The sequence below is a fragment of the Kribbella catacumbae DSM 19601 genome (assembly GCF_000372465.1).
GTDB lineage: Bacteria > Actinomycetota > Actinomycetes > Propionibacteriales > Kribbellaceae > Kribbella > Kribbella catacumbae.
Window position 1 is genome coordinate 15,808 of the sequence record NZ_AQUZ01000010.1, and the last position, 24,579, is coordinate 40,386.

General features: G+C 68.2%; 21 protein-coding genes. 4 read left to right on the forward strand and 17 right to left on the reverse strand.

Translation table 11 applies throughout. The annotated features are described in order from the left end of the window. The first annotated feature begins 348 nt into the window (after positions 1 to 348). Positions 349 to 936 (forward strand): ArsR/SmtB family transcription factor, encoded by a 588-nt coding sequence (locus A3ES_RS0112770; RefSeq protein ID WP_020387208.1) that lies wholly within the window; start codon positions 349 to 351, stop codon positions 934 to 936. A gap of 18 nt (positions 937 to 954) precedes the next feature. Further along, entirely contained in the window at positions 955 to 2,223 is a 1,269-nt protein-coding gene (locus A3ES_RS0112775; protein WP_020387209.1) for an MFS transporter, read from the forward strand. 356 nt (positions 2,224 to 2,579) lie between these two features. On the opposite strand, the gene A3ES_RS0112780 is transcribed toward A3ES_RS0112775, so the two are convergent. The 8 genes from A3ES_RS0112780 to priA are packed head-to-tail and all read right to left on the reverse strand — an operon-like array spanning position 2,580 to position 11,260. Continuing rightward, positions 2,580 to 3,047, reverse strand: coding sequence for a MarR family winged helix-turn-helix transcriptional regulator (locus A3ES_RS0112780; protein ID WP_020387210.1), 468 nt, complete (start codon positions 3,045 to 3,047; stop codon positions 2,580 to 2,582). Further along, positions 3,044 to 3,805, reverse strand: a complete 762-nt coding sequence (gene hisF / locus A3ES_RS0112785; RefSeq protein ID WP_020387211.1) for an imidazole glycerol phosphate synthase subunit HisF — start codon at positions 3,803 to 3,805, stop codon at positions 3,044 to 3,046. The genes A3ES_RS0112780 and hisF overlap by 4 nt, the downstream gene beginning before the upstream one ends. A 55-nt stretch (positions 3,806 to 3,860) precedes the next feature. Next, positions 3,861 to 4,457, reverse strand: coding sequence for a hypothetical protein (locus A3ES_RS0112790; protein WP_157630482.1), 597 nt, complete (start codon positions 4,455 to 4,457; stop codon positions 3,861 to 3,863). Continuing rightward, complete coding sequence (locus A3ES_RS0112795; RefSeq protein ID WP_020387213.1) at positions 4,454 to 5,386, reverse strand: lysophospholipid acyltransferase family protein; 933 nt, start codon at positions 5,384 to 5,386, stop codon at positions 4,454 to 4,456. Before A3ES_RS0112795 ends, A3ES_RS0112790 begins: the two co-directional genes overlap by 4 nt. Continuing rightward, positions 5,386 to 6,966 (reverse strand): NPN-dependent hydroxyacid isomerase, LarAH14/15/16 family, encoded by a 1,581-nt coding sequence (gene larAH / locus A3ES_RS0112800; RefSeq protein WP_040454603.1) that lies wholly within the window; start codon positions 6,964 to 6,966, stop codon positions 5,386 to 5,388. Before larAH ends, A3ES_RS0112795 begins: the two co-directional genes overlap by 1 nt. A 39-nt stretch (positions 6,967 to 7,005) precedes the next feature. Further along, on the reverse strand, positions 7,006 to 8,202 hold the full coding sequence (locus A3ES_RS0112805; RefSeq protein ID WP_026162818.1) for a zinc-dependent alcohol dehydrogenase: 1,197 nt from the start codon (positions 8,200 to 8,202) through the stop codon (positions 7,006 to 7,008). Further along, entirely contained in the window at positions 8,199 to 10,490 is a 2,292-nt protein-coding gene (locus A3ES_RS0112810) for an HAD-IB family hydrolase (protein ID WP_020387216.1), read from the reverse strand. Before A3ES_RS0112810 ends, A3ES_RS0112805 begins: the two co-directional genes overlap by 4 nt. Beyond that, positions 10,487 to 11,260 (reverse strand): bifunctional 1-(5-phosphoribosyl)-5-((5-phosphoribosylamino)methylideneamino)imidazole-4-carboxamide isomerase/phosphoribosylanthranilate isomerase PriA, encoded by a 774-nt coding sequence (gene priA, locus A3ES_RS0112815; RefSeq protein WP_083933401.1) that lies wholly within the window; start codon positions 11,258 to 11,260, stop codon positions 10,487 to 10,489. The genes A3ES_RS0112810 and priA overlap by 4 nt, the downstream gene beginning before the upstream one ends. Before the next feature lie 137 nt (positions 11,261 to 11,397). On the opposite strand from priA, the gene A3ES_RS0112820 reads away from it, so the two are divergent. Then, positions 11,398 to 12,519: a cytochrome P450 gene (locus tag A3ES_RS0112820; RefSeq protein WP_020387218.1), complete on the forward strand. Its 1,122-nt coding sequence runs from the start codon at positions 11,398 to 11,400 to the stop codon at positions 12,517 to 12,519. 3 nt (positions 12,520 to 12,522) lie between these two features. Here A3ES_RS0112820 and A3ES_RS0112825 read toward each other — a convergent pair whose 3' ends face one another. The 5 genes from A3ES_RS0112825 to A3ES_RS0112845 form a co-directional block, all read right to left on the reverse strand. Then, complete coding sequence (locus tag A3ES_RS0112825; RefSeq protein ID WP_026162819.1) at positions 12,523 to 13,524, reverse strand: ArsR/SmtB family transcription factor; 1,002 nt, start codon at positions 13,522 to 13,524, stop codon at positions 12,523 to 12,525. Between the two features lie 118 nt (positions 13,525 to 13,642). Further along, positions 13,643 to 14,113, reverse strand: coding sequence for a DUF2690 domain-containing protein (locus A3ES_RS0112830; RefSeq protein WP_020387220.1), 471 nt, complete (start codon positions 14,111 to 14,113; stop codon positions 13,643 to 13,645). Between the two features lie 152 nt (positions 14,114 to 14,265). Then, positions 14,266 to 15,021 carry a class I SAM-dependent methyltransferase gene (locus A3ES_RS0112835; protein ID WP_020387221.1) on the reverse strand — a complete coding sequence of 252 codons (756 nt, stop codon included), beginning with the start codon at positions 15,019 to 15,021 and terminating at the stop codon, positions 14,266 to 14,268. Beyond that, complete coding sequence (locus A3ES_RS0112840; RefSeq protein WP_020387222.1) at positions 15,021 to 18,077, reverse strand: AfsR/SARP family transcriptional regulator; 3,057 nt, start codon at positions 18,075 to 18,077, stop codon at positions 15,021 to 15,023. The genes A3ES_RS0112835 and A3ES_RS0112840 overlap by 1 nt, the downstream gene beginning before the upstream one ends. A 50-nt stretch (positions 18,078 to 18,127) precedes the next feature. After that, positions 18,128 to 18,904 (reverse strand): sulfite exporter TauE/SafE family protein, encoded by a 777-nt coding sequence (locus A3ES_RS0112845; RefSeq protein WP_026162822.1) that lies wholly within the window; start codon positions 18,902 to 18,904, stop codon positions 18,128 to 18,130. A gap of 116 nt (positions 18,905 to 19,020) precedes the next feature. On the opposite strand from A3ES_RS0112845, the gene A3ES_RS0112850 reads away from it, so the two are divergent. Continuing rightward, complete coding sequence (locus A3ES_RS0112850) at positions 19,021 to 19,461, forward strand: PaaI family thioesterase (RefSeq protein ID WP_026162823.1); 441 nt, start codon at positions 19,021 to 19,023, stop codon at positions 19,459 to 19,461. A 536-nt stretch (positions 19,462 to 19,997) separates the two neighbouring features. On the opposite strand, the gene A3ES_RS0112855 is transcribed toward A3ES_RS0112850, so the two are convergent. From A3ES_RS0112855 to A3ES_RS0112870, 4 genes are all read right to left on the reverse strand, one after another. Beyond that, entirely contained in the window at positions 19,998 to 21,761 is a 1,764-nt protein-coding gene (locus A3ES_RS0112855) for a proline--tRNA ligase (RefSeq protein ID WP_026162824.1), read from the reverse strand. A 145-nt stretch (positions 21,762 to 21,906) separates the two neighbouring features. After that, positions 21,907 to 22,278: a DoxX family protein gene (locus A3ES_RS0112860; RefSeq protein WP_020387226.1), complete on the reverse strand. Its 372-nt coding sequence runs from the start codon at positions 22,276 to 22,278 to the stop codon at positions 21,907 to 21,909. A gap of 42 nt (positions 22,279 to 22,320) precedes the next feature. Further along, positions 22,321 to 23,646, reverse strand: a complete 1,326-nt coding sequence (locus A3ES_RS0112865; RefSeq protein ID WP_026162825.1) for a M14 family zinc carboxypeptidase — start codon at positions 23,644 to 23,646, stop codon at positions 22,321 to 22,323. Between the two features lie 87 nt (positions 23,647 to 23,733). After that, positions 23,734 to 24,558 carry a GNAT family N-acetyltransferase gene (locus tag A3ES_RS0112870; RefSeq protein ID WP_020387228.1) on the reverse strand — a complete coding sequence of 275 codons (825 nt, stop codon included), beginning with the start codon at positions 24,556 to 24,558 and terminating at the stop codon, positions 23,734 to 23,736. Positions 24,559 to 24,579 lie beyond the last annotated feature (21 nt).

Genomic DNA, 24,579 nt, shown 5'->3' on the forward strand with positions numbered 1-24,579 from the left:
TAGCTCGCATCGAGAGCTTTCGCTGCGCACCGGCATGGGCAGCGAGCGTTGCCGCCAGGTTGACAGTCGCTGAGGTCAGGGGGTGGGGATCATGCCAGGTGTGCGCAAGCTCGTGGGCCGTTCAGCCAGGCTCTTTCCTTGCTCGCTTCTGGGGCGATCGGCTGGCGCGTTTCGTCGGACAGTTCGGTGAGGATGTGGTTCCGCTCGACTGCTGTGCGTCGCGGCCAACGGCGTTGCGACGTACGCCCCGGCCGGCGTACGGGCCAGCTCTGGCGTACTGGCCGGCTCTTGCTCCGGCGCACAGACGGGCTCTTGCTCTCGAGAGATGTGAGAGATTACTCTCGAAACATGTCTCTCAGAAATCCGTACGGCGATTTCGAGATCACCGACCCGCAGGCAATGCGTGCGTTGGCGCATCCCGTCCGGCTGGCCGCGCTCAGCTATCTGCAGAAGAACGGGCCGGCCACCGCCACCCAGCTGTCCGTGCACGTCGGCGCCTCGCCCTCGGTGACGAGTTGGCATCTGCGCCACCTCGAATCGTTCGGGCTGGTCAGCGACAGCCCTCCCCCGGAGGGCGGCGCCGACAAGCGGCAGCGTTGGTGGAAGGCGGTCGCGCGCGGATTCCGCTTCGAGATGCCCGAGACGTCCGAAGGCGCCGAGGCGGGCCGGCTACTGCGGACCGAGATGATGAGTCAGGCGCTCGACCACGTCCAGCAGTGGATCTCCGACACCGAGCCATCCCTCGATCCCGAGTGGAGCCGGTCGGCCGGTTCGTCGAACACGCTGCTGACCGTCACCCGCGACGAAGCCGAGGCGCTGGAGAACGCGATCCAGGACCTCCTGGCCCCCTATGTCCAACGCGGCCAGGGTGGCGCCCCGGACGACGCGAAGCCGGTCCGGCTGATCCGCATGGTGTTGCCCGAGGCAACTAACTGAGCTGGTGAGGAACCCGTCATGACAAGTCGTGCCCTCGCCCCGCCCGCCACCAGCCTGTGGCGTGACCGCCGGTTCCGGACGTTCTGGTCCGCCCAGGGCGTCTCGGAGTTCGGCGACCGGATCAGCGAGCTCGCCCTGCCGCTGATCGCGGTGACGCTGCTGAACGCCTCCCCCAGCCAGGTCGGCTTTCTGACCGCCGCGGTGTGGCTGCCGAACCTCGCTTCGCTGTTCATCGGCACCTGGGTCGATCAGCATCGCGACAAGCGTCCGTTGATGATCGCGGCCGATCTGAGCCGTACCGCGCTGCTGTTGTCGCTGCCGGCGGCGTACTGGCTCGACGTGCTGAGTCTCGGCCACCTGTACGCGATCGCGATTCTGGCCGGTACTGCGCACGTCGTTTTCAACACGGCATACGCGTCCTTCTTCGTGCGGCTGGTCAGCCGGGAGCAGTACCTGGAGGCGGGCAGCAAGCTGTCGGCGACAAGGTCGATCTCCTTCATGGCCGGCCCGGCCGTTGGCGGTCTGCTGATTCAGTGGCTGACGGCACCCATCGCACTCATCGTCGATGCGTTGTCGTTCGCGTTCTCCGCGGTACAGGTGAGCCGGCTGAAGGTCGCGCCGGGGGACGCCGATGGCGGTGAAGAGTCGTTGCTGTTCAGGGCACGAGCGGGGATGCGGTACCTGTTGCGGCATCCGTATCTGCGGGTGAGCCTGGGCTGCGCGACCACCGTGAACTTCTTCACCATGATCGGGATGGCGTTGCTGGTGCTGTTCGCCAGTCGCAACCTGGGCCTGCCCGCTGGCGTCATCGGCATCGCCCTCGGGATCGGCGCGTCCGGCGGGCTGATCGGAGCACTCGCCGCCAAACCGCTCGCCGAGCTGATCGGCGCCGGCCGGCTGATCGCGATCGGCTCCGTCGTTTTCCCTGCGTCACTGGGGATCGTGGCTGTGGCCGACGGACCGGTCTGGATGCGGGCGGGCATCCTTGCCGCTGCGGAGTTCGTGGGTGCGTTCGCGGTCATGTGCTTCGACGTACCGCTGAACTCGCTGCAGGCGGCGGTGATTCACGACCACATGCGAAGCCGGGTGGCCGGTGCGTTCAGCAGCATCAACTACGGCGTACGGCCGCTCGGCGCGTTGGTTGGTGGCCTCCTCGGTACCTGGCTCGGTGTCCGGGAGACCTTGCTGATCTCCGCCGCCGGCGGCCTGTTCGCCGTACTCTGGCTGGTCCGCTCCCCCATCATCCACACCCACGACCTGGCGGGCCTGGAACCTCCGGCGATGTAGTTATTCGCCATCGACGTCGGTGAATCCCGTGACGACGACGCAGGAGCGGCGTGCTGGGGTGGGTGGGTCGAGCCTCGACGGAGGAGGGGCGATGCGGGATCGCCATACCCGCAGCCGGTCACCGACGGCCACCGCCGCTGCTCTTCCGGCCGCGCACGCCATCATGGGCCGCGGGACTGTCCCGACCGACAGGACATAGTCCCCGAATCGGTCCGGGCAAGCGTTTGCGCGGCCCGATAATCGCACTATGTCCTGTCGGTCGGGACGGCATCCGCGACTCGCTCACCTCATCAGGAGCGGCGTCCTGGGGTGGGTGGGTCGAGCCTCGACGGAGGAGGGGCGATGCGGGATCGGGGCTAGCTCAGGTCCAGGTTCAAGCGGGTGAGCAGTCGGGCCAGGTCTGACAGGTCTTGGGGTTCCCAGCGGTCGAGGATTGCTCGGAATTCTGCCTGGCGTTGGGAGCGCATGGCGCCGAAGCGGGTGGCTCCGGAATCGGTTAGGCGGAGTAGGCGGGCTCGGCCGTCGTCTGGGTCGCCTACTCGTTCGATCAGGCCGAGGGTTTCCAGCTGGGTGAGGCCTCGGCTGACGGTGGATTTGTCGAGGCCTAATGCCTGCGCCACATCCGACGCGCGGACGCCGGGGCGGCTTCCCGTGGTGCCCAGGTCGATCTGGGAGATCAGGGCGTAGCCGGCGGCGTCCATTTCTGGGTGGACTCGGCGGGCCAGTTGCATCTGGGCGGAGCGGGAGCGGCGGAAGAGGTTCGAAAGCTGGTGCTCGACGTCGGCGACCAGCTGCGGGTTGTCCTGCGCCACCAGGTCGTTCATCGGACCACGATGCCGGCGTCGCGTAGAGCCTTCTTCACATCGGCGATCCGCAGTTCACCGAAGTGGAAGACACTCGCAGCCAGTACTGCGTCCGCGCCCGCCTCGACAGCCGGCGGGAAGTGCTCGGGTAGCCCGGCTCCCCCGCTGGCGATCAGCGGTACGTCGACCACCGCGCGGACCGCCCGGATCAGCTCCAGGTCGAAGCCCTTTTTGGTGCCATCGGCATCCATCGAGTTGAGCAGGATCTCCCCGGCGCCGAGCTCGGCACCCCGTCGCGCCCACTCGATCGCATCCAGGCCGGCCGACTTCCGGCCGCCGTGGGTCGTCACCTCGAAGCCGCTCGGCTGGTCGGCGGATCGGCGTACGTCGAGGGACAGCACCAGCACCTGGTTGCCGAAGCGGTGCGCGATCTCCTTGATCACGTCCGGTCGCGCGATCGCGCCGGTGTTGATGCCGACCTTGTCCGCGCCGGCCCGCAGCAGCCGGTCCACGTCACCCACCTCGCGCACCCCACCACCGACGGTGAGCGGGATGAACACCTGCTCGGCCGTCCGCCCGACCACCTCGTACGTCGTCTCGCGCGACCCCGACGACGCGGTGATGTCGAGGAAGGTCAGCTCATCGGCGCCCTCGGCGTCGTACAGCCGGGCCATCTCGACCGGGTCACCGGCATCGCGCACATCGACGAAGTTGACGCCCTTGACCACCCGGCCCGCGTCGACATCAAGGCAGGGGATCACACGCACGGCGAGGCTCACACAGCCAAGCGTACCGAGCCGGGGATCCCGGCCCCGTACGCCGGTCCGTCCATTCTCAGAGCAAGGTCGTCACGATCGGCCAGGCGATCAGGACGCCGACGGCCACGGCGCCCACCAACACCGCCGTGTATATCACCGGGCGTTGCTTGAACGCCGGGTCGACGCCGAACTCGCGGAGCAGTTCGAGTTGACCGGCCGACGGCCGGCGTTCGAGCGCAACCCGATCATCGGCGACGGCGGCGACCACCTGATCGAGGACGCCCTGCCCCCAGAGCCAGTGCGCGGCCCCCAACCGCGAGCCGTCCGCGGCGACGAGCATCAGCACACCGCCGGGCAACGAACCTCGTAGCCGGTCGATCGCGATCATCCGCACCAACTGCGAACGGTTCAAGACCGCCGACCGCCGTGAGGCGTTGATGTAGGCAACTGTCTCGCTGCCGACCAAGATCCGGGTACGCCGGAAGGTCCGCGCGAACACGGCGGCGATCACCAGCACCAATACTGAGAACAGCACCGCCGCGGCGACCCAGCTGATCGCCCAGGTCGCCAACGAGCAGCACAAGGCGGCAGCGAGCACCCCGTACGAGCCCGCCAGCACCCAGAACGGCAACCCGGCCAAATCGAGCCGCGGCCGGAACTCCAAGGGTGTCACTTCCAGGCTCGGTGTTTCTGGGCGGAGGACTTGATGGGGGTGGTGGATTCCCAGACTCGGCGCCAGCGGGCTGCGTCGGGGCCGGACTGGGACGGGGATGCGCCCGTGGCGACTCGGCGGCGGGCTTCCCACCAGGTGGTCGACTCTTCGTCGAGCAGGGCCGACACGGCCGCGGAGATGCGGGGCGCGAAGTCGCGGGCGCTTTCGCCCTCGGCCGGGTACAGCGGGTCGCCGTACCGTACTGCGACAGTCGGGCGACCGGGCACCGGCCAGCCACGGCCACGCGGCATCGCGGCGAACGAACCCTTGATGCCAACCGGCACCACCGGTACGCCGTGCTCGACCGCGATGTACGCCGCGCCCATCCGGAAGCGCTCCATCCACCCGTCGGGTGAACGCGTGCCCTCGGGGAAGACGACCACGTTCCAGCCGTCGTCCAGCAGGTCGCCCGGCGTCGAGCTGAGCTTGCCGCCCCGGCGCTCGATCGGGAACGTGTTGAACACGATCGCCGACGCGGTCGCCCGCCACCAGGTGTCGAAGAAGTAGTCGGCAGCCGCGGCGACAGCGGTCTTGCGGCGCATGTCGTCCGGCAGCGTGCAGAGCACCAGCGGCGTGTCCAGGTGCGACGAGTGGTTCGCCACGATGACCGCCGGCCCGTTCACCTTCCGCAGCGAGTCGATCCCGCTGACCTGCGGGTTCACCTCGAACCGCAGGACCGAGTTGAGCGCGCCCTTCTGCAGTACCTCGCGGACCGCGATCGCCGCCGGCGTGCGGGCCCACTTGGTCGGGAAGACCGAGGACTCCTTCTTGATCACGTACGGCTCGGCCGACCGCGGTACCTGCGGCCGCCGGCCCCAGCGCCAGCCCCGGGCCACCACCCGGACGTCCCGCGCGGTGTCCCGGCTGAACTTGACCAGGTTCGTCCCCATCAGCGGACGTCCGCGAGCAGGTGCGGCGGGTTGTGCAGGTAGGTGATCGACGGCGACCGGCCGACCGAGTGGCTGACCATCTCGAGCGCGTCCTGCAGCGTCGAGGCGGACCGGAAGCCCATCCGCTCGACCGTCTTGCGGTTCCCGCCGACCCAGACGATGTCGCCGCAGTGGTCCAGCGCGTGAGAGATCCAGTACCACATGTAGAACGGGTGCACGCCGTGGTACGCGTACGACGTCCGGTACAGGTGGATGTACCACGGATCCTCGGCGTACTGCTTCTCGAACTTCGCCTCGATGGTGGCCGGGTCGGTCGACTCCGACAGCACCTCCTCGAAGAAGTCCACGTACGACGGGTGGTGCAGCTGGCTGAACTCGTAGTCCACCGGGTGGTACAGGATCACCGCGCCGTCCTTGCGGACGATCGGGTTGCCCCGGTAGGAGTTGAAGTAGTAGCCCAGTCCCATACAGGCGGCCAGGATCGGGTTCATCACCGAGTTCACGTTGTACGGGCCGACGAACGGCACGCCCATGATCGCGACGTCGGACTGCCCCTGTACTTCGACCAGGTGCTGCTTGTGCACGTTCTCGATCGTCTTCTCGTGCACCGGCTCGATCGCGCCCGCGTGGATCCCGGTCAGGCCGTAGTTCGACCGGACGTCGGTGAAGATCTTGTGCCGTACCTTGGCCGGGGCCAGGTCGAGGCCGCGCTTGGTGGCCAGCATCGAGGCCTGGTCCTTGATCGACCACTCCCACTCGCGCTTCTGCAGGAACTCCAGCGGGCCGCCGAAGATGTCGTTGTTCAGCGTGGTCTCGATCTGGAAGACCTTGACGTGCTCGGTCAGCACCGCGCCCATCCGCCAGGCCGAGTGGTGCATCTTCGAGGCCTTGTGGTCCATGAAGGACCGCGAGTGGATCATCGTGTGGCTGTTGTGGTGGTGCTTCAGCGACTTGTACGACGCCAGCCCGATCGACGTCGACTTGTGGCCGCCGTCCATCGCCACCAGGTTCACGTTCACGTAGACCAGCAGGTCGGACTCGGCCGCCCGCTTGGAGATCTCGACGTCCTCGCCGTGCTTGGTCTGGCCCAGGTGGGTCAGGTTCTCAGCGTCCTCGGCGTCGAAGTTGTAGAGCTTGCCGTCGGGGAAGAACGACCGGAAGACGCGCTCGCCGACGATGTCGCGCAGCTCGTTCGGGGTGAGCCGGCGGTGCAGCGCGTTCGCGGAGATCAGCTCGACGTCGTCGACACCGGCGTCGGCGGCCATCGTCAGGACGGCCTCGATCACCCGCTGACGGATGTCCGGCTTCTTCATCGGCGGCAGCGGCAGCGAGATGTCGTCGAACGCGATGGTCAGCCGCATCCCTGCGCGCAGCAGTTCCGGCAGGGGCTCGGAGTCGATCGGATTCAGCAGCGCGTTCTGGATCGCCTCCTCCACGTCCCGGACCGGCGGCAGCGCCTCCGGCGGGTACACCACCCGGGTACCGAGCGGGAACCGCTCCAGCAGGAAGCCCTCACCGTTGTGCACGAGCAGCGGCGGCGTCCGGTCGTCCACCTCAAGCACAAACCCTGGCCGAGACATGTCAGAACCTCTCTCGTCGTACGTTCAACGGGCCCGTCATCAGGAAGCCCTCACATCGAAGGCGACCTTGACGGTCCCCAGGCGGCCGGCGGACTGCGCGTGGTCCAGCGCCTCACGCCACCGATACAGCGGATAACGCGCCCCGACGATCCCGTCCAGCGGGGCCTTCGCGGCGATCTCGAGTGCGGTCTCGAAGGCGGGGCGCTCGTTCGGCTCCTCCCGCGAGGACGCGTACGTGCCGGTCAGCTCCAGCTCACGGAACCACACCGGCGACAGGTCCGCACCCGTTGACGGCATGCCGGACAGAACCACCCGGCCACCAGCCTTGGTGACTCGGAGCACGGTGTCGATCGAGTCCTTGCTGCCGACCGCGTCGACGGCGATGTCCACACCGCCGAGCAGGAACTCCTTGGCCATCTCCGGCTTCAGCCGGAAGGCGCCCGTGGCCCGGCGTACGCCGCGGAAGACCTCGTCGGGCGCGACCACATCGCTCGCACCGAACGCCCGGGCCAGCTCACGCTGCTTGGCGTGCTTGGCCACGACGGTGATCCGGCCGGCCTGGGTCAGCTCGCGCAGCGCGAGCGTCGCGAACAGCCCGACCGCGCCGGCGCCGCTGACCAGTACCGACTGCCCCGGCTCGACCTTCGCCTTGAGCGCGGTGTGCACGGCACACGCCAGCGGCTCGGTCAGCACGGCCCGCTCATCCGAAAGACCATCCGGTACGGCGTACAGCTGGCTGCGGTGCGCGACCATGACGTTGCCCCAGCCGCCACCGGTGTCCTGGCAGAAGCCGGTCTGGAGGCCGGGCGCGACGTGGCCGACGGTGATCCGGTCGCAACGGTTCGTGTGGCCGGATACGCAGCCCTCGCAGGGCTCGACGCCACGCGCGGCGCAGGTGAGGACCGAGTCCATCACGACGCGAGTGCCCTTGGGCAGGTCCTCGCAGTCCTCCAGCAGCACCCCGACGATCTCGTGGCCGGGCACGAACGGCATCGACACCATCGCCGAGAAGTACAGCTTGGTGTGGCCGGTGACCATGCCGAGGTCGGAGCCGCAGATGCCGGACAGGATCGGCCGGATCTTCGCCCAGCCGTCCCGGTCGGACCTGGGCTCGTCGATCGTGACGAGTCGCAGCGGCGCGGCCGGGCCGGTCAGGATGCCCGGGATCCGGCTGCCCATCGCCTTCGCGGCCAGGTACTTGGCCGGCGAGCGGTACATCTCGAGCGCGAGCATCATCGGGCACTCACCCCAGGGATCTCCAGACGCGAGGAAGTGGACGGGGTCTTCCAGTCGACGATCTGCCAGCGCGCGGTCCGGGCGGCCCGGAACAGCGACACGTCCGGCGAGACGGCGACGGGATTGCCCACGGTGGTCAGCATCGGCAGGTCCGAGTGGCTGTCGGCGTAGGCGTACGACTTGGACAGGTCGATGTTCGTCCCGCGGGCGCGGTGCTTGATCCACGCGGCCCGCGACTCACCGACCAGCGGCGGCCCGGTCAGGAAGCCGGTGCAGCGGCCCCGGTCGTCGACGGCCAGCTCGGCCGCGACGATCTCGTCGAACAACGGCTCCAGCGGCCTGGTCAGCGGCCGGACCGCGCCGGTGATCAGGATGGTCCGGTGACCGGCCGCCTTGTGCTCGCGGATCCGGCGTACGGCGGCGCCGCTGAGCCGCTCGAGCACGTGCTCGGCCAGTACCTCGTCGACGATCCGGTTCAGCTCCTCCAGATCGGCGCCCTGGTAGCGGCGGTAGATCGTGCGCAGGAAGGTGCCGCGGTCCTTGCGCTCGGCCGAGATCAGCTTCGGCAGCTTGCGCAGCATCGCGCCGATCTCACCGACCCGCTGGTGGCTGTCCAGCTCCGGCAACCGCATCCACAGATAGGTCTCGATCACGTTCGACGACAGCAGCGTGCCGTCCATGTCGAAGGCGGCGATGATCTCGCCCTCGTCGGACGGCTGCACCTTCTTCAGCGTGCCCGCGGTCTCGGCCAGCGCCTTGTTCCGCTTCTTCCGGACGACGTCCAGCCGGCGCAGCGAGTCCGTCACGCTGGGGCAGTGCACTTCCTGCAGGTAGTGCTGCCAGTCGACGATCGAGGTGTCGCACCAGAACTTCTCCCGGTCGTCCCCCTCGAGCGCGTTGTGCAGGGCGAGCACGTTGTCGTCGATGAACTGCAGCTCGGCCTGCGCGTACTCGGAGTACAGGTCCATGTAGCGGCGGAGGAAGTCGATCCGGCGCTTCTGGACGTCGAGTTCGCGCGCGTACTTGCGGGTGCGCTCGCTGCGCGGCACGTGCGTGATGATCTGGTCGGCGATCTTGTGCGCCTTCTCGCCGTACCGCAGCATGCTCTCGACCGAGTCGCCGCCGGGGAACTTCCAGACCGGCAGCCGGACCGCGCCGCGCTCGCCCAGGTCGAAGGGGTGCTTGGAGAAGTACGCGCGTACGCCGGCGTACAGCTGCTCGAAGGTCAGCGGGTTCCGGGCGCCGGAGCTGACGTGGTAGTACTCCGGCTTCGACAACTCGGGCTCGGTCGCCATCACCGCGCAGATCGCGCCGACCACATGGTCGACCGGGATGATCTCGACCACCGAGTCGGGGCTGGCCGGGAACTCCGGCAGCTCGCCGCGGCCGTAGGCCAGGATCAGCGGCTCGGCCATCTTGAAGCCCTCGATCCAGCCCGGGTACGGGCTCTGCACCGCGGACTCGATGATGGCCGGCCGGACGATCGAGGTCGGCAGCTTGGCCGCGAACTCCTCGACGACGCGCTCACCGAGCGCCTTGGTGAAGGTGTAGCAGTCGGTCCAGCCGAGGCTGCGAGCGCGCTCGGTGCCGGTCTCGACAAGCTTCTTGGCGACCCACTCGGTACGCCGGCGCTCGGTGTCGGCCGCCGCGGTCAGGTGACCGGCCCGGCGGTGCAGCTTCTCAGACTCCTTGCGGAACTTGATCAGCATCGCGGCACTGCGCGAGGCCTCTTCGATCCGGGCCTTCATAGCCATCCCGGCCTCGGCCTCGGTGCGCCAGTCGACGTTGTGCTCGACCGGTGCCTCGGGGATCGCGCCGCGGCGACGGCCGGCAGTGTAGGCGGTGGAGATGTGCACGTAATGGACCGGGCGCTCGGTCTCGACGATGCGCTCGAGCAGGCTCTTCGTGCCCAGCACGTTGGTCGTGAACGCCTCGTGGATCGGCGGGTCGAAGGAGACGTCGCCGGCACAGTGCACGACGATGTCGAGATCCCGCGGCAGCGCCGGTACGTCGGACAGATCGCCTTCGACGACCTCGACCCGGGCGGCGGTCAGCTCGGCGGCGTCGGCGTACGGGGTGCCTTCGCCGTAGAACGGCTTGAAGATGTCCTTCTTGAGCATCTGCGCCATCCGGTCGGTGCCCTTGAGGGACCCCTTCGGACGGATGATCGCGACCACGGTGGTGTCGGGCAGATCGCCGATCATCCGGTGCAGCAGGGCCTCACCGACGAATCCGGTGACGCCGGTGACCAGGACCTTCTTGCCTGCCAGCTTGTCGGCAAGACTCACTTGTCGCCTCCACGGGTGAGTTCGAGTGCCTCGGTCAAGGTGAACGCGCCGGCGTACAGGGCCTTGCCGACGATGACGCCCTCGACGCCGTCGCTCACCAGCGTGCTCAGCGCGCGCAGGTCGTCCAGGCTGGAGACACCACCGGAGGCGACGATCGGCTTCTCGGTCCGCGCGCACAGGTCGCGGTACAGATCCAGGTTGGGCCCCTGGAGCATGCCGTCCTTGGTCACGTCGGTGACGACGTACCGCTCGCAGCCGGCCCGCTCGAGCCGCTCGAGCACCTCGTAGAGGTCGCCGCCGTCCTTCGTCCAGCCGCGCGCGGCCAGCGTCCGGCCACGCACGTCGAGCCCGATCGCGACGCGGTCGCCGTACTGCGCGATGATCCGGTCACACCACTCCGGATCCTCCAGCGCGGCCGTGCCGATGTTCACTCGGCGGGCGCCGGTCGCGAGGGCGGCTTCGAGGGAGTCGTCGTCGCGGATGCCACCGGACAACTCGACCTGAACGTCGAGCTTGCCGGTCACCTCCGCGAGCAACTCCCGGTTGCTGCCGCGACCGAACGCGGCGTCCAGATCGACCAGGTGGATCCAGTCCGCGCCGGCCTCCTGCCAGGCCATCGCGGCGGCCAGCGGGTCGCCGTACGAGGTCTCGCTGCCGGCCTCACCCTGTACCAGCCGGACAGCCTGCCCATCCGCCACATCCACGGCAGGGAGCAGCACCAGGTTCTCAGACCGGGGCGGTGGGGTGGGGTTCGAAGCCATTGCTGCCATGGGCCACACCCTAGATGGCCGAGTCGCGTCTTTCGTAACCCACCGCCCTGCTGAGTCGTTGAGATCGGATCTGTCGCAGCAATACCAGTACCCATAGTGGTCCTAGCCAGTCGGCGCCTGTTTGTAGGCTGCTCCGCATGACCACGGTGGCTGAACTGGAGCAGGATCCGCATGCGTTCCTGGCTCGGATCCGGCCGGTTGGGTGGAGTGAGGCGCTCGGTGGCTGGGTGGTCTGTGGCCGGGAGTTGGCGATGCAGGTGATGCGGGATCCGGAGACGTTCACTGTGGACGATCCGCGCTTCTCCACCGCGCAGGTGGTCGGGCCGTCGATGTTGTCGCTGGACGGCGGGACGCATGCAGAGCATCGGGCGCCGTTCGAGCAGCCGTTCAGCCTGGCTCAGACGCGGGCGCGCTTCACCGACTTTGTCGCGGAGGAGACCGATCGGCTGGTGTCCGCGATCGAGTCACTCGGCTCGGCCGACCTACGGCGTACCGTCGCCGGGCCCTTGTCGGTGGCGGTCGTGGCCTATTCGCTCGGTCTCACCCGGACTGACGCCGCGACGGTGCTGGACTGGTATCAGGACATCTCGTCCTCGGTCAGCGGTGTCGCGGCCGGTCATCCCGTCACGGCCGAGGGCGCCGCCGCTTTCGCCGAGCTGCACCAACATGTTGCCGGGAGCATCGATCAGGCCGACTCGCTGATCGCCGAGGCGGCGCACGCCGGGCTCGGGACGGATGAGGTGGTGGCCAACGCCGCGGTACTGATGTTCGGCGGCATCGAGACTACCGAGGCGATGATCACCAACTGCCTTTGGCATCTGCTGACCAACCCGTCAGAACTGGCTCTGGTACTAGCCGACCATTCACTGATCCCGAACGCGATCGAGGAATCCCTCCGGCTGGAACCAGCCGCCGCTGTGGTCGACCGCTACGCGACGCGTGACGTCACGTTGGCCGGCGCGTCGATCAGCCGGGGCGACTTCGTCACCGTCTCGCTCGCCGGCGCGAACCGCGACCCGGCCGTCTTCACCGACCCCGACCTGTACGACGTACGCCGCGCCAACGCCCGTCGCCATCTCGCCTTCGCCAGCGGGCCGCACATCTGCCTCGGCATGCACCTGGCCCGACTCGAAGCGGTCAGCGCGATCACCGCCCTGCTGACGCGGCTGCCCGACCTCCGGCTCGACGCGACCTCTCCCCCGCCGTACGGGCTGGTCTTCCGCAAGCCGTCGGCAGTCGATGTCAGCTGGGTCGCCTAGACCTCACCGCCGGGTTCGGGGAGCGTCGAGGAGGGCTATGCCGACCGGGCTGATCTCGTGGATCACGCAGCGGCCGTCGCGCCGGGTGCTGATCAGGCCGGCGTCGCGCAGTACGGTCGCGTGCTGGCTGGCGGCGGCTGGTGATACGCCGAATCGCCTGGCGAGGTCGGTCGTCGTGCAGCCGACAGCCGTGGCTTCCAGCATCGCGCCTCTCGTCCGGCCCATCAGGGCCGCAACAGCAGCGGATGAATCTCCCGGACCAACGGTCGCGTCGGCAGCTTGGAGCATGCCCGGCGCCAGCTCGATCGGATAGACAAGGACCGGGGCCAGTTGGTCATCGCGGAGCTTGGTCGGTGTCTGCCAGCAGAACAGGGAAGGCTGGAGGCGCAGGCCGCGTCCGTTCAGATGCAGGTCGGTGTCCGCGAAGTCCAAGATCTCCAGGACTGGCGACCGCCACCGCACGCGCGGGTTGAGTCCGGACAACAGCCGGTCCGTGCCACCGGCGAGCAACTGGTCCACACGCCGTTCGTGGTCGACACGAACCTGACTGCGGATCGATGACCAGTACGGCGCGATGGCGGCCCGGTGATAGCTGTGCACCGATCGGCCGAGGCGGCGCATGCTGTCCGCACCCCCCTCGGCGAGCTGTCGGGTCCATCGTGAGGCGGCCGTGCGGGCCGCAAGGATTGTCAGGTCGTGCCGGACTCGATGGCGTGGAGTGGTCAGCAGACTCTCGATCGCCGCCCGCAGACCCTGACCCGGCTGAGTCATGGTCGGAGTCAGGAAGTCCGGAGAGTAGCCATGGGCCGGTGTGAGTTCGAGCAGATCCTGGATCGCGCGGCCTCGCAGCCGGCTTCGCGCGTGCTGCCGCCAGCGCCCGTAGTGCAGCGGCCCGAGGGGCAGCTGCAGCAGGTGCAGGCTGAGGAGTACCTCCCAGAGTGGATCCGGCTCCGCCGCGACAGTGATCCGGGCAAGGTCGTCGTTCGTGAAATGAATCCGAAGCATCGTGTCCCCCACGTTTGCGATGTCCTGGACCCAGTCAACCGGTGCCCGCTTTCAGACGGCTTACATTTCCCCACGCCGGCCAGGGGCGACCGGTCAGCACCGGCCACCCCTGCCGGGATCACCAGTTGCGCGTGCGGTCGTAGTACGACTGGGCGCCGTTGTCGAACCACCCCTCGGCGAACGACGTCACCCCGGAGTCGTTGACCTGACGGGTGTAGCACGACGTGTTGGTACCGGCCGGGGTGTAACAGCTGTACCGCTGGCCATCGCTGTTGCGCACGATGTCGGCAGAGCCGCAGCGATCTTCACCCGGCACGCACCGGGTGCCGTTCTGGAGGGTGATCCGCGCCCAGGCGGTCCGGCAACCACTGCTGTATCGCAGCTCGATGCGGGCATTTCCGCCGTCGAGGTTGCGGGCGTCGATCGTGCGGGCAGTACTGGCACACCCGGTCGCAGCCGGGTCGGTGCCGTCGTAGGGCGCCGCCACGGCCGACTGGGTGTTCACCACGAGACCGCCTGCGGCCAGCGCGACGATCATCGCCGCCGCTCGTACGACGCCACGTGGCCGTACCCCGAGATTCCTGACCATGAGTGCCCCTATCCATTCACTGGTGGTTCCGCGGCCATGCATGACCGCGGCTGCCCACCAGGCTGGCGTCGCCGGATTGAGGCGCGCGACGGTTTAGGCCCTGCCTGAACAGGTTGCGCGTACGTGCGACCACCAGACGTCGACCGACGAGGTCAGCTGGAAGGTCGCCTGAGCAGCAAGACGCCCGCGGGGACGACCGGGAGCTCACGCTCGGGATCAGCCGCCGCATCCCGCTCGAACTCGGCGAACCCACGATCGAGCTCGTCCTCGGCGAGGTGCTCGAAGGTCGAGAAGGCCCGCAACTTCACCCGCTCGTACGCCGCCCGCAGCGTCCGCGGCTCGGATGCCTCCACCCAGCGCGGCTGCTCCTCGGCGACGAGACCCGCCTGCGCCGCCAAGGCCCGGACCTCATCGAGCGGCAGGTACATCGAAGCGTCGACCTGGCGCGCACTCGGGAAGTACCTGTACCAGTAGATATCCGGCATCCGGTCGCCGAACTGGGTCCGCAGGAAGACCACTCCCCCGGGCCGGAGCACTCGCCTGACCTCGCGGAGTCCCTGCAGCGGGTCCGCCCAATGGTGGATCGTCAGGAACAACCAGGCCAGGTCGCACGACTCGTCGGCCAACGGGATCGACTCGGCCGAACCTTCGAGGTAGGTCACCGCAGGATGCTCAGGTGCCTGCTGCAGCATCCTCGTCGACGGCTCGACGCCGTACACAGGACCGCCGAACGTCTCGGCCAGAGCGGGCGTGAATCGCCCGATGCCACAGCCGAGGTCCAGAACGGTCAGCGGTCGCTCGATCGGCGCGAGGTCCGTGACGGCTCGCATCCAGGTGCCCAGGCTGTCGGCCGGCAGCGCGCGTCCCTCGGCGTACACCTGATGAAGTCGCTCGTCGTAGTCCACCATCAGCCGAGCCTATCGGCCGGAAAGTAGCCGGTCTCCTGCTTTATCGCGGCCGCCTCAACGGTCAGGTTCTCGGCCTCACTGGAGTTTCCGCTCTGGTGGTTCGCCTCGGCGAGCAGGATCAGCGCCCGGCACTCAAGGATCCGGTGGTGCATGTCCCGGGCGAGTTTCCGCACCTGGGTGGCCAACTCCCGCGCGTCGGACAGCTGCCCTCGGGTGAAGGCCACGGTCGCCAGCCCGAGCAACGCTTCGGCTTCGGTCGCCCGATGACTGAGCCGGGCCGCGATCTCGCGGGCTTCGGTGTGATGCCGAGCCGCCTCGTCGCAACGACCGAGGCCGAGGACGGCTGAACCGAGCGCGTTGAGAGAGGCGGCTTCGTGCCACTCCATCCCGTCCCGACGGCTGAGTCTCAGGGCTTCGGCGGCCTCCGACTCGGCTTCGCCGAACCTGGCCAGGTCCGCGTAGAGCCAGGACAGTTCGTAGAACCCCGCGACGGCAGGGCGGTCGGTCATCGTGAGGGCGATGGTGAGGTCGGCTTCCGCCTCGGCGAAATACCCTTGCAGGCGAAAGGCCGCACCACGATTGATCAACGAGATATGGTCGTCGTAGTCCCTCGGCGTGACCTCGAGTGCCTCGTTCGCGACGGCTACCGCGGAATCCAGCTCGCCGAGGTTGTAGTGAACGTTGCTGAGGCTGTGCAGCCCGGGCGCCAGCATGGCCGTCTCACCGAGGTCGCGGAAGAGCTTGATCCCGCGGGTCAGCAGCTCGACCGCTTCCGCCGGCCGGCCGGCGTCGTCGATCGCCATCCCCAGATTGCACAGCAGGGCAGCCTCACCCAGTCCGAACCCGACCGCGGCGTAGCGTTCGCGCGCGATCGTCGACGCCTCGACAGCCCCCTCGAGATCACCGATGGTGTGCAGCAGTGTTGCCAGGCTGTGCCGCATCGCGCCCTCGCCGCCGCGATCGCCGGCGGCCAGCGCGGCCTTCAGGCCGGCTGTCGTGGTGTAGCGCCAGGGCACGACCCGATCGGTCCTCACGAAGTAGCCACGCAAAACGTCCGCCAACCGCCACGCGACGTCGTACGGGCCGATCTCGGCTGCGCTGTTGATGACGGCGACCAGGTTCGGCTCCTCGGCTGCGAGCCAGGCTTCGGTCTGGTTGGCATCGGCGAACGGGTTGTCGTCGAAGAGGCGGCCGGTCAGCCGGACGTAAGGCCTGAACGAAAAGTCAGCGGCTGCGTCGGTAGTGCGCAGGTACCAGCTCGCCAGCCTTAGCCAGGCATCGTCGGCACCCGGCTCGGAATCGGCGCGAGCTGCGGAGTACAGGCGGATCAGGTCGTGCATCCGGTACCGGCCGCGCTCGCGCTGGACGAGGTTGATGCTGACGAGCGCCTCGAGCAGTGCGCCGACCTCGCGCGGCGGGCAGTCGAGCAGCGCGGCGGCCGCGGGAGCGGTGAAGTCGCCGCCCGGGATGACGCCGAGCAAGGCGAAGAGGCGGCGTACCGGTGGCTTGAGCGACTCATAAGACAAGGCGAAGGCAGCTGCGACCGCTGTGTCGGGCTCGTCGCCGATCGCCAGGCCGGCCAGGCGATCGCCGGTGCGGAGTTCCTCGGCGTACTCCGCGATCGACTGATCCGGCCGGCCTTTGAGCAGACCGGCAGCGATTCGGAGGGCCAGCGGCAGGCGCCCGCAGATTTCGGCGAGATCGACTGCGGCGGCTGGTTCGGCCATGACTCGCTCGGCGCCGAGCATGCCCGACAGCAGATCGGTGGCCTCGATCGGGTCGAGCATTGCCAGCCGCGTACCGCGGGCACCGACTGCGACCGAGAGGGCGGTGAGTTCGTTGCGGCTGGTGACCAGGACAGCATTGCCCGCCGTACCGGGGAGCAGTGGGACCACTTGCCGCGCGTCTCTGGCGTCGTCGAGCACCAGGAGGACACGGCGATCGGCGAGGGTCGACCGCAGCAGGGCGGCTCGGCGTTCGAGGTCGGCGGGGGTTTCGTACGGGTCGATACCCGCCAGGCCCAGCAGTTCACCGAGTACGTCGAGAGGCTCGCGAGGTGACCCGCTGGCACCGGCGAGCCGGACATGCCAGTGGCCGTCCGGGAAGTGCGCTCTCAGCTGGTGACCGAGGTGGACGGCGAGCGCCGATTTCCCGACGCCAGGCGCGCCGGAGACGATCGCGACGGGCACGGAGCCGGTGTCCTTCAGACGGGCAATGATCTCGCTGATCACCTGGTCACGACCGACGAAGTCGATCAGGTCCATCGGGAGTTGCCAATGCTGGTGCCAGCCATCGTCCTCCGGTGCCTGCGGCGGCTCCGCTGCCAGGCCGACCGCAGGCACGTCACCGGTGAGGATCGCCCGATGCAGTTCGCGCACCTCGATGGCCGGTTCCACACCGAGCTCCTCGGCGAGGATCTTGGTCAGCTCGCGGTACGCCGCCAAAGCGTCTGCCTGGCGGCCGCTTCGGTACAGGGCGAGCATCAGGTGGATCCATCCCCGCTCGCGCAGCGGATGCTGTTTGGTGAGCAGGGTCAGTTCGGCGATCACGGCCGCGTGTTCGCCGAGCGCGAGCCGTGCATCGACGAGCTTCTCCATCGCGCGCAGGCGGTCCTCGATCAGCCAATCCCGGCTGTCGTCCGCGCTGCCCAACCATGGCACATCACGCCACAGATCCAGCGCCCTGGTGAGGATGTCTGCGCGCTCGCGCAGCTGGACTGTTGCCTCGGCCGCTGCCACCAGCGCCCGGAACTCGGTGAGGTCGAGCTGCTCCTCGCTGACCTCGATCCGATAGCCGCCGGGCACGGTCTTGATCAGCTCGGCCGCGGGTCCCAGCGCTGCCCGAAGTCTCGAAACGGCTGTGTGCAAGGCCGGCTCCGGATTTGCCGGCGGCTCCCCTGCCCACAGTTGCTCGATCAGGTTGTCGATCGTCACAACCGTGTTCGGCTGGACGAGAAGCGTGGTCAGCAAGGCCCGGAGCCGCTTCCCCTTGAGCGGCAGCACCACCCCGTCCACGCGCACCTCAGTGGGCCCGAGCACCCGAAACCGCAGCTCCATACCTCGCCGCCACCTCCCGTGCAGGCGAGACTAAGGCATTGCGAGCGGTGTCACTGCCAGAAGACGTCGTACGCGAGACGGAGAATGAGGGCCGAGACGACGACCAGGAAGATCACCCGGACGAAACGAGAGCCGCGGGCGACCGCGGTACGAGCGCCGAGCAGGCCGCCGACCATGTTCGCCAGGCCCATGATCAGGCCCAGTCGCCACAGCGGAGCACCGTGTGCGGCGAACACGAGGATCGCGCCGAGGTTCGTTGCCACGTTGGCGATCTTGGCCTTGGCGCTGGCCCGGAGAAAGTTGTAACCCATCAGACCGACCAGCGCGAAAATCAGGAACGAGCCGGTGCCCGGACCAACCGCGCCGTCGTAGAAGCCGATCAGCAGGCCGACCAGACTGGCCGCGACGTAGTGGGCGCGCCCGTCGAAGCGCAGTACGGTCGCGGACCCGAGGTCGGGCTTGACCCAGGTGTAGATCGCGACGCCGATCAGCAGGACGAGCACGATCGGCTTGAACCAGGACATCGGGATCTGGGTCGCCACCAACGCCCCGGCCGCCGAACCGATCGCGGCCAGGATGGCGAGCGGGAGCACAGTCCGCCGATCCGGCTTCACCTTGAGGCCGAAGGTGACCGCGCTGGTCGTCGTACCGAAGAGTGAGGAGATCTTGTTGGTGGACAGGATCTGGGCGGGCGAGGCGTTCGGCAGCCCGAGCAACATCGCCGGGAGCTGGATCAGCCCGCCACCTCCGACCACCGCATCGATCCACCCGGCCGAAAAGGCCGCTACCACCAGAAAAACGAGCGTCCACAGGGAAATATCAGGCACAGCGGCACCGCGGGCGGGAATGATCGGACATGACTCCATCATCAGGTAAGGTCATTGTCCCGCTCTACCCTTACATGATCGGTCCGGTTGTGACATTGCCCGCGAAGGAGAGTTCGTTGGAAGAAGCAACCCCGGCCATTCAGGAGCGGATCAGGTCGAGCTTTGAGCGGCAAGGTCTGATGGCGCATCTGGGCGCGCGGCTCAGCCACATCGGACGGGGGCGGGTGCACATCGTCCTGCCCAGTCGGCCCGAAGTGACCCAGCAGCACGGCTACTTCCACGCCGGCGCCACCAGCTCGATCGCCGACAGCGCCGGCGGCTACGCGGCCTTCACGCTGTTCCCCGAGAACACCTCGATCCTCACCGTCGAGTACAAGATCAACCTCCTGGCCCCCGCCGAAGGCGACTACCTGGAAGCCGTCGGCGAAGTCCTCAAAGCCGGCCGCACCTTGACCATCTGCCGCCTGGAGGTCTTCGCTGCCACAGCCTCAAAGCGTTCCCTGATAGCAACCGGCCAGCAAACCCTCATCCAAATCGACGCCCGCCCCGACCGCTGAGGCGCGCCAGCCGAGGTCCACTAGCAGCTTGTACGACCGCTAGCGTCCTACCACCCGCCATCGGTCATACGACCTGCCATCGGGCCGCCCAGCCTGCCCGGCCTCCACCCACCCACCCACCCACCCGCCCGCGATTCGGCTCCAAACCCTTGTGATCATTCGCCCGCTTTTCACCCCGCGCTGCCAGCCATGGCGATCGGCCATCTGAGGGGTAGAGGGCTCGCCTGACCCATCCGTGCGGTTTGGCGAGGGGGTGTGGTGGGGGTGGATTTTCGCTGGACCTGAGGCGGATTTTGCCCCCGGTGCGGGACATTTTCCTCCCCACCTGGCGAGGGACGATCGACTTGAGCGCCTGGCCGGTGCACAAGGTGGCTGAGGGTGGTCAAAGGGGGCGAATGATCAGGTGCTTGTCGGTGGGTCTGGCGAGGACCGGGCTGGTAGGCACGAGACGAGCCCTCAGGTGTTGGGGTGCACTCAGTTCGAGTGCACCCCTTGCCTTTGCGACTGTCGGGGGCTGCCCGGGTGATTTCGCTGGATCAGCCGCGGACGGCTGTGACCAGGTGGTCGACGAGCTGGTCGACCGGTACGTCGGTGCGGTTGCCGGAGCGGCGGTCCTTGACCTCGATGGTGCCTTCGGCGAGGCCCTTGCCGACTACGGCGATGGTGGGGATGCCGAGGAGTTCGGCGTCCTTGAACTTCACGCCGGGTGAGACCTTCTCGCGGTCGTCGTAGAGCACGCTGAGGCCGCGGGACTCCAGCTCGGCGGCGATCGACGCGGCCTTCGCGAACAGGTCCGCATCCTTGCCAGTGGCAACCAAGTGGACATCCGCGGGCGCGATCTCGCGCGGCCAGATCAGGCCGATCTCGTCGTGGTTGCCCTCGGCGATCGCGGCGACGGCGCGGGTCACGCCGACGCCGTACGAGCCCATCGTGACCGTGACGAGCTTGCCGTTCTGGTCCAGCACCTTCAGGTCCAGCGCTTCGGCGTACTTCTTGCCGAGCTGGAAGATGTGGCCCATCTCGATCCCGCGCGCCGCCGCCAGCGGACCCGAACCGTCGGGCGCCTCGTCGCCATCGCGCACCTCGGCGGCCTGGATCGTGCCGTCGGCGGTGAAGTCGCGGCCGTGCACCAGGTTGATCACGTGGTAGCCGGTCTTGTCCGCACCGGTCGCCCAGGCGGAACCCTCCGCGACCCGGGGGTCGAGCAGGTACCGGATCTTCGCCGCGTTCTCCAGACCGAGCACGCCCGGGCCGAGGTAGCCCTTGGCCAGCGCCGGGTTCTTCTCGAAGTCCGACTCCTCGAACGCGACCACCTCGGCGGGCTCGACCTGCGCGCCCAGCCGCTTCTCGTCGATCGCCCGGTCCCCCGGCACGCCGATCGCCAGCGGCTCGCGCGTGCCGTCGGGGTGGACGAGCATCACGAGCACATTCTTCAACGTGTCCGCAGCGGTCCACTCGCGACCGTCGGTGCGTGCGTGCTTCGCGTTCAGCGCGTCGACCAGGGTATCGATGGTCGGCGTGTCCGGCGTGTCCACGACCTCGGCCGCGGGGACGTTCGACGCGTCGACGGCCGGCGACTGCGGAACCACGACAGCCTCGACGTTGGCCGCATAGCCACCCGGCGAGCGGACGAAGGTGTCCTCACCGTTCTCGGCGATCGCGAGGAACTCCTCGGACCGCGAGCCACCCATCGCGCCGGACATCGCCTTGACGATCACGTAGTCGAAGCCGAGCCGGTCGAAGATGTTGATGTACGCCTGGCGATGCAGCTCGTACGACGCGGCCAGGCCGTCGTCGTCCACGTCGAACGAGTACGAGTCCTTCATCACGAACTCGCGCCCGCGCAGCACACCGGCCCGCGGCCGCGCCTCGTCGCGGTACTTGTTCTGGATCTGGTAGATCGACAGCGGCAGATCCTTGTACGACGAGTAGAGGTCCTTCACCGCGAGGGTGAACATCTCCTCGTGCGTCGGCCCGAGCAGCATGTCCGCGCCCTTGCGGTCCTTCAGGCGGAACAGGTTCGGCCCGTACTCCGTCCAGCGGCCGGTCGCCTCGTAGGGCTCGCGGGGCAGCAGCGCCGGGAAGATCAGCTCCTGCGCGCCGATCGCGTCCATCTCGTCGCGGACGATCTTCTCGACGTTGCGCAGCACCTTCAGCCCCAGCGGCAGCCAGGTGTACATGCCGGGAGCGGTACGGCGGATGTAGCCGGCCCGGACCAGCAGCCGGTGGCTCGGGACCTCCGCGTCCGCCGGGTCCTCGCGAAGGGTGCGAAGGAACAGCGACGACATACGCAGAATCACGGGAGTCTCCAAGCAAGTGAACAAGTGGTGGACGAACTGACCGGGGTGGCGGGGTGGGAGATGTAACTGTACTGACGGCAAAGAGGATATCTGCCCGCGCCTAGTCCTCTCACCACTTTTCCACAGGCCCCCCTCGCAGTACGGCTCAGCGGCCCTCGCGGGACGCCTTCAGCGCGGCCCGGATCAGCGGGATCTGCAGCGGCAGCCGGGCGAAGCCGATCGCCTTCGCCCGCGGCGAGCCCTTCCGGTTCAGGTCGAGCGCCATCTGCACGTTCGCCGGAAAGACGGCGGCCAGCAGGCCCGCGCTGAGCAGGCCTGCCGTCCGCCGCGTCCGTGGGTGCAACAGGCCGGCCGCGCAGGCGAGCTCGGCGGCACCCGAGGCGTAGACCAGCTCCTTCTTGCGCGGCAGCTGACGCGGCACGATCCGCTCGAACGGCTCCGGCTTCACGAAATGCAGCACCCCCATCACGCCGAACATCACTGCCAGCCCGGTGGTGCTCTTGCTCCGTCTGCTCATGCCGGTGACCTTAGCTGATCGTGTTACCCGCGGGTAAGGAGGTTACGGAAGCTTCCCGTACGGCGTCGCGGCCGCGCGCGCGGCGTACAGGAGAGCCGGCTTCTGCGCCGGCCACAGGCTGTTCGTGAGGCAGCTGTACGCCGGGAAGAACCCGCCACAGCTCCCCGACTCCGGCCCGATCTCGAACGTGAACGACGGAACGCCGCGCGTCCCGTAGAGCCAGTCGTCCGTCGCACCCGGCGCGAAGTACCCGACCCCGCCGTCACCCGTCGTGACCGGATAGCCGTTCAGCGCCCCCATCTTCTTGCCCAGGGCAACCAATGCGGCCCCGTTCGGCGCGGCCGTGTTGGTATACCCGTACGGCGCCAGGATGTCGCCCCCGAAGCTGTGCAAGGTGAGGAAGACCCCAGTCGTGTCAGCCGCGGCCGGCTCCCCCACGTCACCCTTGGTGTCGCGGAAAAGCTTGTCCAGCAGGCTTTGGATCGCGACCGTCTCCGGCTCCGACACGGCCTTCGTCCCGGGATACGTCTCGTCGCAGGGACCGCCCTGCTGCACGTCCCATTGGAAGCTCGAGTTGCGGTTCAGATCGACGCCCGCATCGCCGGCCGAGCAGCCGCCGGCGGGGTTGACGTTCTTGCGCTGCATCACCGGTTGCGACGAGTTCGACGCGACCACGTCGACGCCATCCGGATTCGCGACCGGGATCACCCACAGCTCGCGGGTGCCGAGCAGCGAGGTGATCTCCGGGTCCGTCCCGTACGACGTGACGAGCAGGTCGATCCACTTGTACGCGATCTCGCCGGTCGCCACCTCACGCGCGTGGATCTGCGCGTGCAGCACGAACTTCGGCTTCTTCCCGGTGCTGTTGAGCGCGCAGTCGCCAGTGGTCAGCTTGGTGATGCACAAGGCCTGGATGTCATGGCCACCCTGGCCCTTCGTCTTCTTCCACGAGTCGCCGACGTCGTACAGCTTCACCAGGTCCGGGTGCGCAGCCGTCACGGCCGCGTTGTGCTGCTCGTGGCCGGCGGAGGTGTGGTAGCCGCCGTAGTACGTAGTACCGGCTATGTCTGAGGATGAGCGGATCACTGGCTGGTAGACGTTGCCGGTCTTGCCGACGATCACCCCGCGGTCGCGAAGGCGATCCACTTCGGCGGAGGTCGCGACCAGGGTCGGGCGCGAGCCGTGGCCGTGGCTGATGTCGTAGCCGTCGCGGACCAGGTCGGCGACGGTCAGGCCGGCGGGCAACTTGAGCGAATAGTAGGAAGGTGTGGTGTCAGCTTGAGGCGCGGCGGCCGAGGGCGCGAACCCGGAGACGGCGATCGCGACTGTGGCCAGGCCGGCCAATGACACAGCGAGTCTTCTTCGCATTCAATTTTCCTTCGGCTGGGCGGGGCGGCGCTGCCGATCAGCAAACCTCACCAGTGGTCACTGGAGCATCACAGTGAGCGCTCAGCCTTAGAACAGGATGGTCGCGAAGGTCTCGATGGTCCGGAAACCGACCCGCTCGTACGCCGCTCGCGCGGGCGTGTTGAACGCGTTGACGTACAGCGTCACCACCGGCGAGATCCGCCGCGCGAGGTCGACCACGGCCGCCATGCCCGGTGCGGCCAGCCCTTCGCCCCGTCGTTCCGGATCCACCCAGACGCCCTGGATCTGGCAGACACCGCTGCCGACCGAGCCGATCTCGGCCTTGAAGACGACCTTGCCGTCCTCGATCCGCGCGAACGCCCGGCCGGTCCGGATCAGCTCGGCGACGCGGGACCGGTAGAACGTGCCATCCGGTCCGGTCTGCGGCGGTACGCCGACCTCCTCGGTGTACATCGCGACGCAGGCCGGGTACAGGATCGACAGCTCGACCGGCTCGACCTGACGGACGAGTGGGTCGGGAGCGATCGCGGGCGGGTCCTCGATCACCATGAACGGCTGGTTGTCCCGGACTTCGCGCGCCGGCCCCCAATGCGGTTCGAGCGCGGCCCATAGTTGCTCGACCGACCGGGCCGGCCCGAGGATCTGGAAACAGTTGCGGCCACGACGCAACGCGTACGCCGCGAAAGATCGCAGCGCGACCTCGCTCGCCCCGACCGGCACCATGTTGCCGCCCGCGTGACAGAGCGCCTCGAGTTCGCCCTTCTCGACGTACCCCCAGACCTCCGCGCCCCGACGTGGATCGAGCCCGGAAGCCTGCACCAGGCTGTCCACGAAGACGTTGACGACCGGATCACGGGCGATGACGGCCCTCGCTGCTGAGAGGTCGCGAGGACCCAGTACCCGTACGCCCACGCCGCAGAACCTAGCTGATTA

What these genes read in the sequence shown, in the direction of transcription:
- A3ES_RS0112840 (WP_020387222.1), bottom strand. Translation starts at nt 18,077, where the DNA reads ATGGAGCTGCGGTTTCGGGTGCTCGGGCCCACTGAGGTGCGCGTGGAC.
- A3ES_RS0112775 (WP_020387209.1), top strand. Translation starts at nt 955, where the DNA reads ATGACAAGTCGTGCCCTCGCCCCGCCCGCCACCAGCCTGTGGCGTGAC.
- larAH (WP_040454603.1), bottom strand. Translation starts at nt 6,966, where the DNA reads ATGTCTCGGCCAGGGTTTGTGCTTGAGGTGGACGACCGGACGCCGCCG.
- A3ES_RS0112795 (WP_020387213.1), bottom strand. Translation starts at nt 5,386, where the DNA reads ATGGGGACGAACCTGGTCAAGTTCAGCCGGGACACCGCGCGGGACGTC.
- A3ES_RS0112825 (WP_026162819.1), bottom strand. Translation starts at nt 13,524, where the DNA reads ATGCTTCGGATTCATTTCACGAACGACGACCTTGCCCGGATCACTGTC.
- A3ES_RS0112865 (WP_026162825.1), bottom strand. Translation starts at nt 23,646, where the DNA reads ATGCGAAGAAGACTCGCTGTGTCATTGGCCGGCCTGGCCACAGTCGCG.
- A3ES_RS0112770 (WP_020387208.1), top strand. Translation starts at nt 349, where the DNA reads ATGTCTCTCAGAAATCCGTACGGCGATTTCGAGATCACCGACCCGCAG.
- A3ES_RS0112805 (WP_026162818.1), bottom strand. Translation starts at nt 8,202, where the DNA reads ATGATGCTCGCGCTCGAGATGTACCGCTCGCCGGCCAAGTACCTGGCC.
- A3ES_RS0112780 (WP_020387210.1), bottom strand. Translation starts at nt 3,047, where the DNA reads ATGAACGACCTGGTGGCGCAGGACAACCCGCAGCTGGTCGCCGACGTC.
- A3ES_RS0112830 (WP_020387220.1), bottom strand. Translation starts at nt 14,113, where the DNA reads ATGGTCAGGAATCTCGGGGTACGGCCACGTGGCGTCGTACGAGCGGCG.
- A3ES_RS0112860 (WP_020387226.1), bottom strand. Translation starts at nt 22,278, where the DNA reads ATGAGCAGACGGAGCAAGAGCACCACCGGGCTGGCAGTGATGTTCGGC.
- priA (WP_083933401.1), bottom strand. Translation starts at nt 11,260, where the DNA reads ATGGCAGCAATGGCTTCGAACCCCACCCCACCGCCCCGGTCTGAGAAC.
- A3ES_RS0112820 (WP_020387218.1), top strand. Translation starts at nt 11,398, where the DNA reads ATGACCACGGTGGCTGAACTGGAGCAGGATCCGCATGCGTTCCTGGCT.
- A3ES_RS0112835 (WP_020387221.1), bottom strand. Translation starts at nt 15,021, where the DNA reads ATGGTGGACTACGACGAGCGACTTCATCAGGTGTACGCCGAGGGACGC.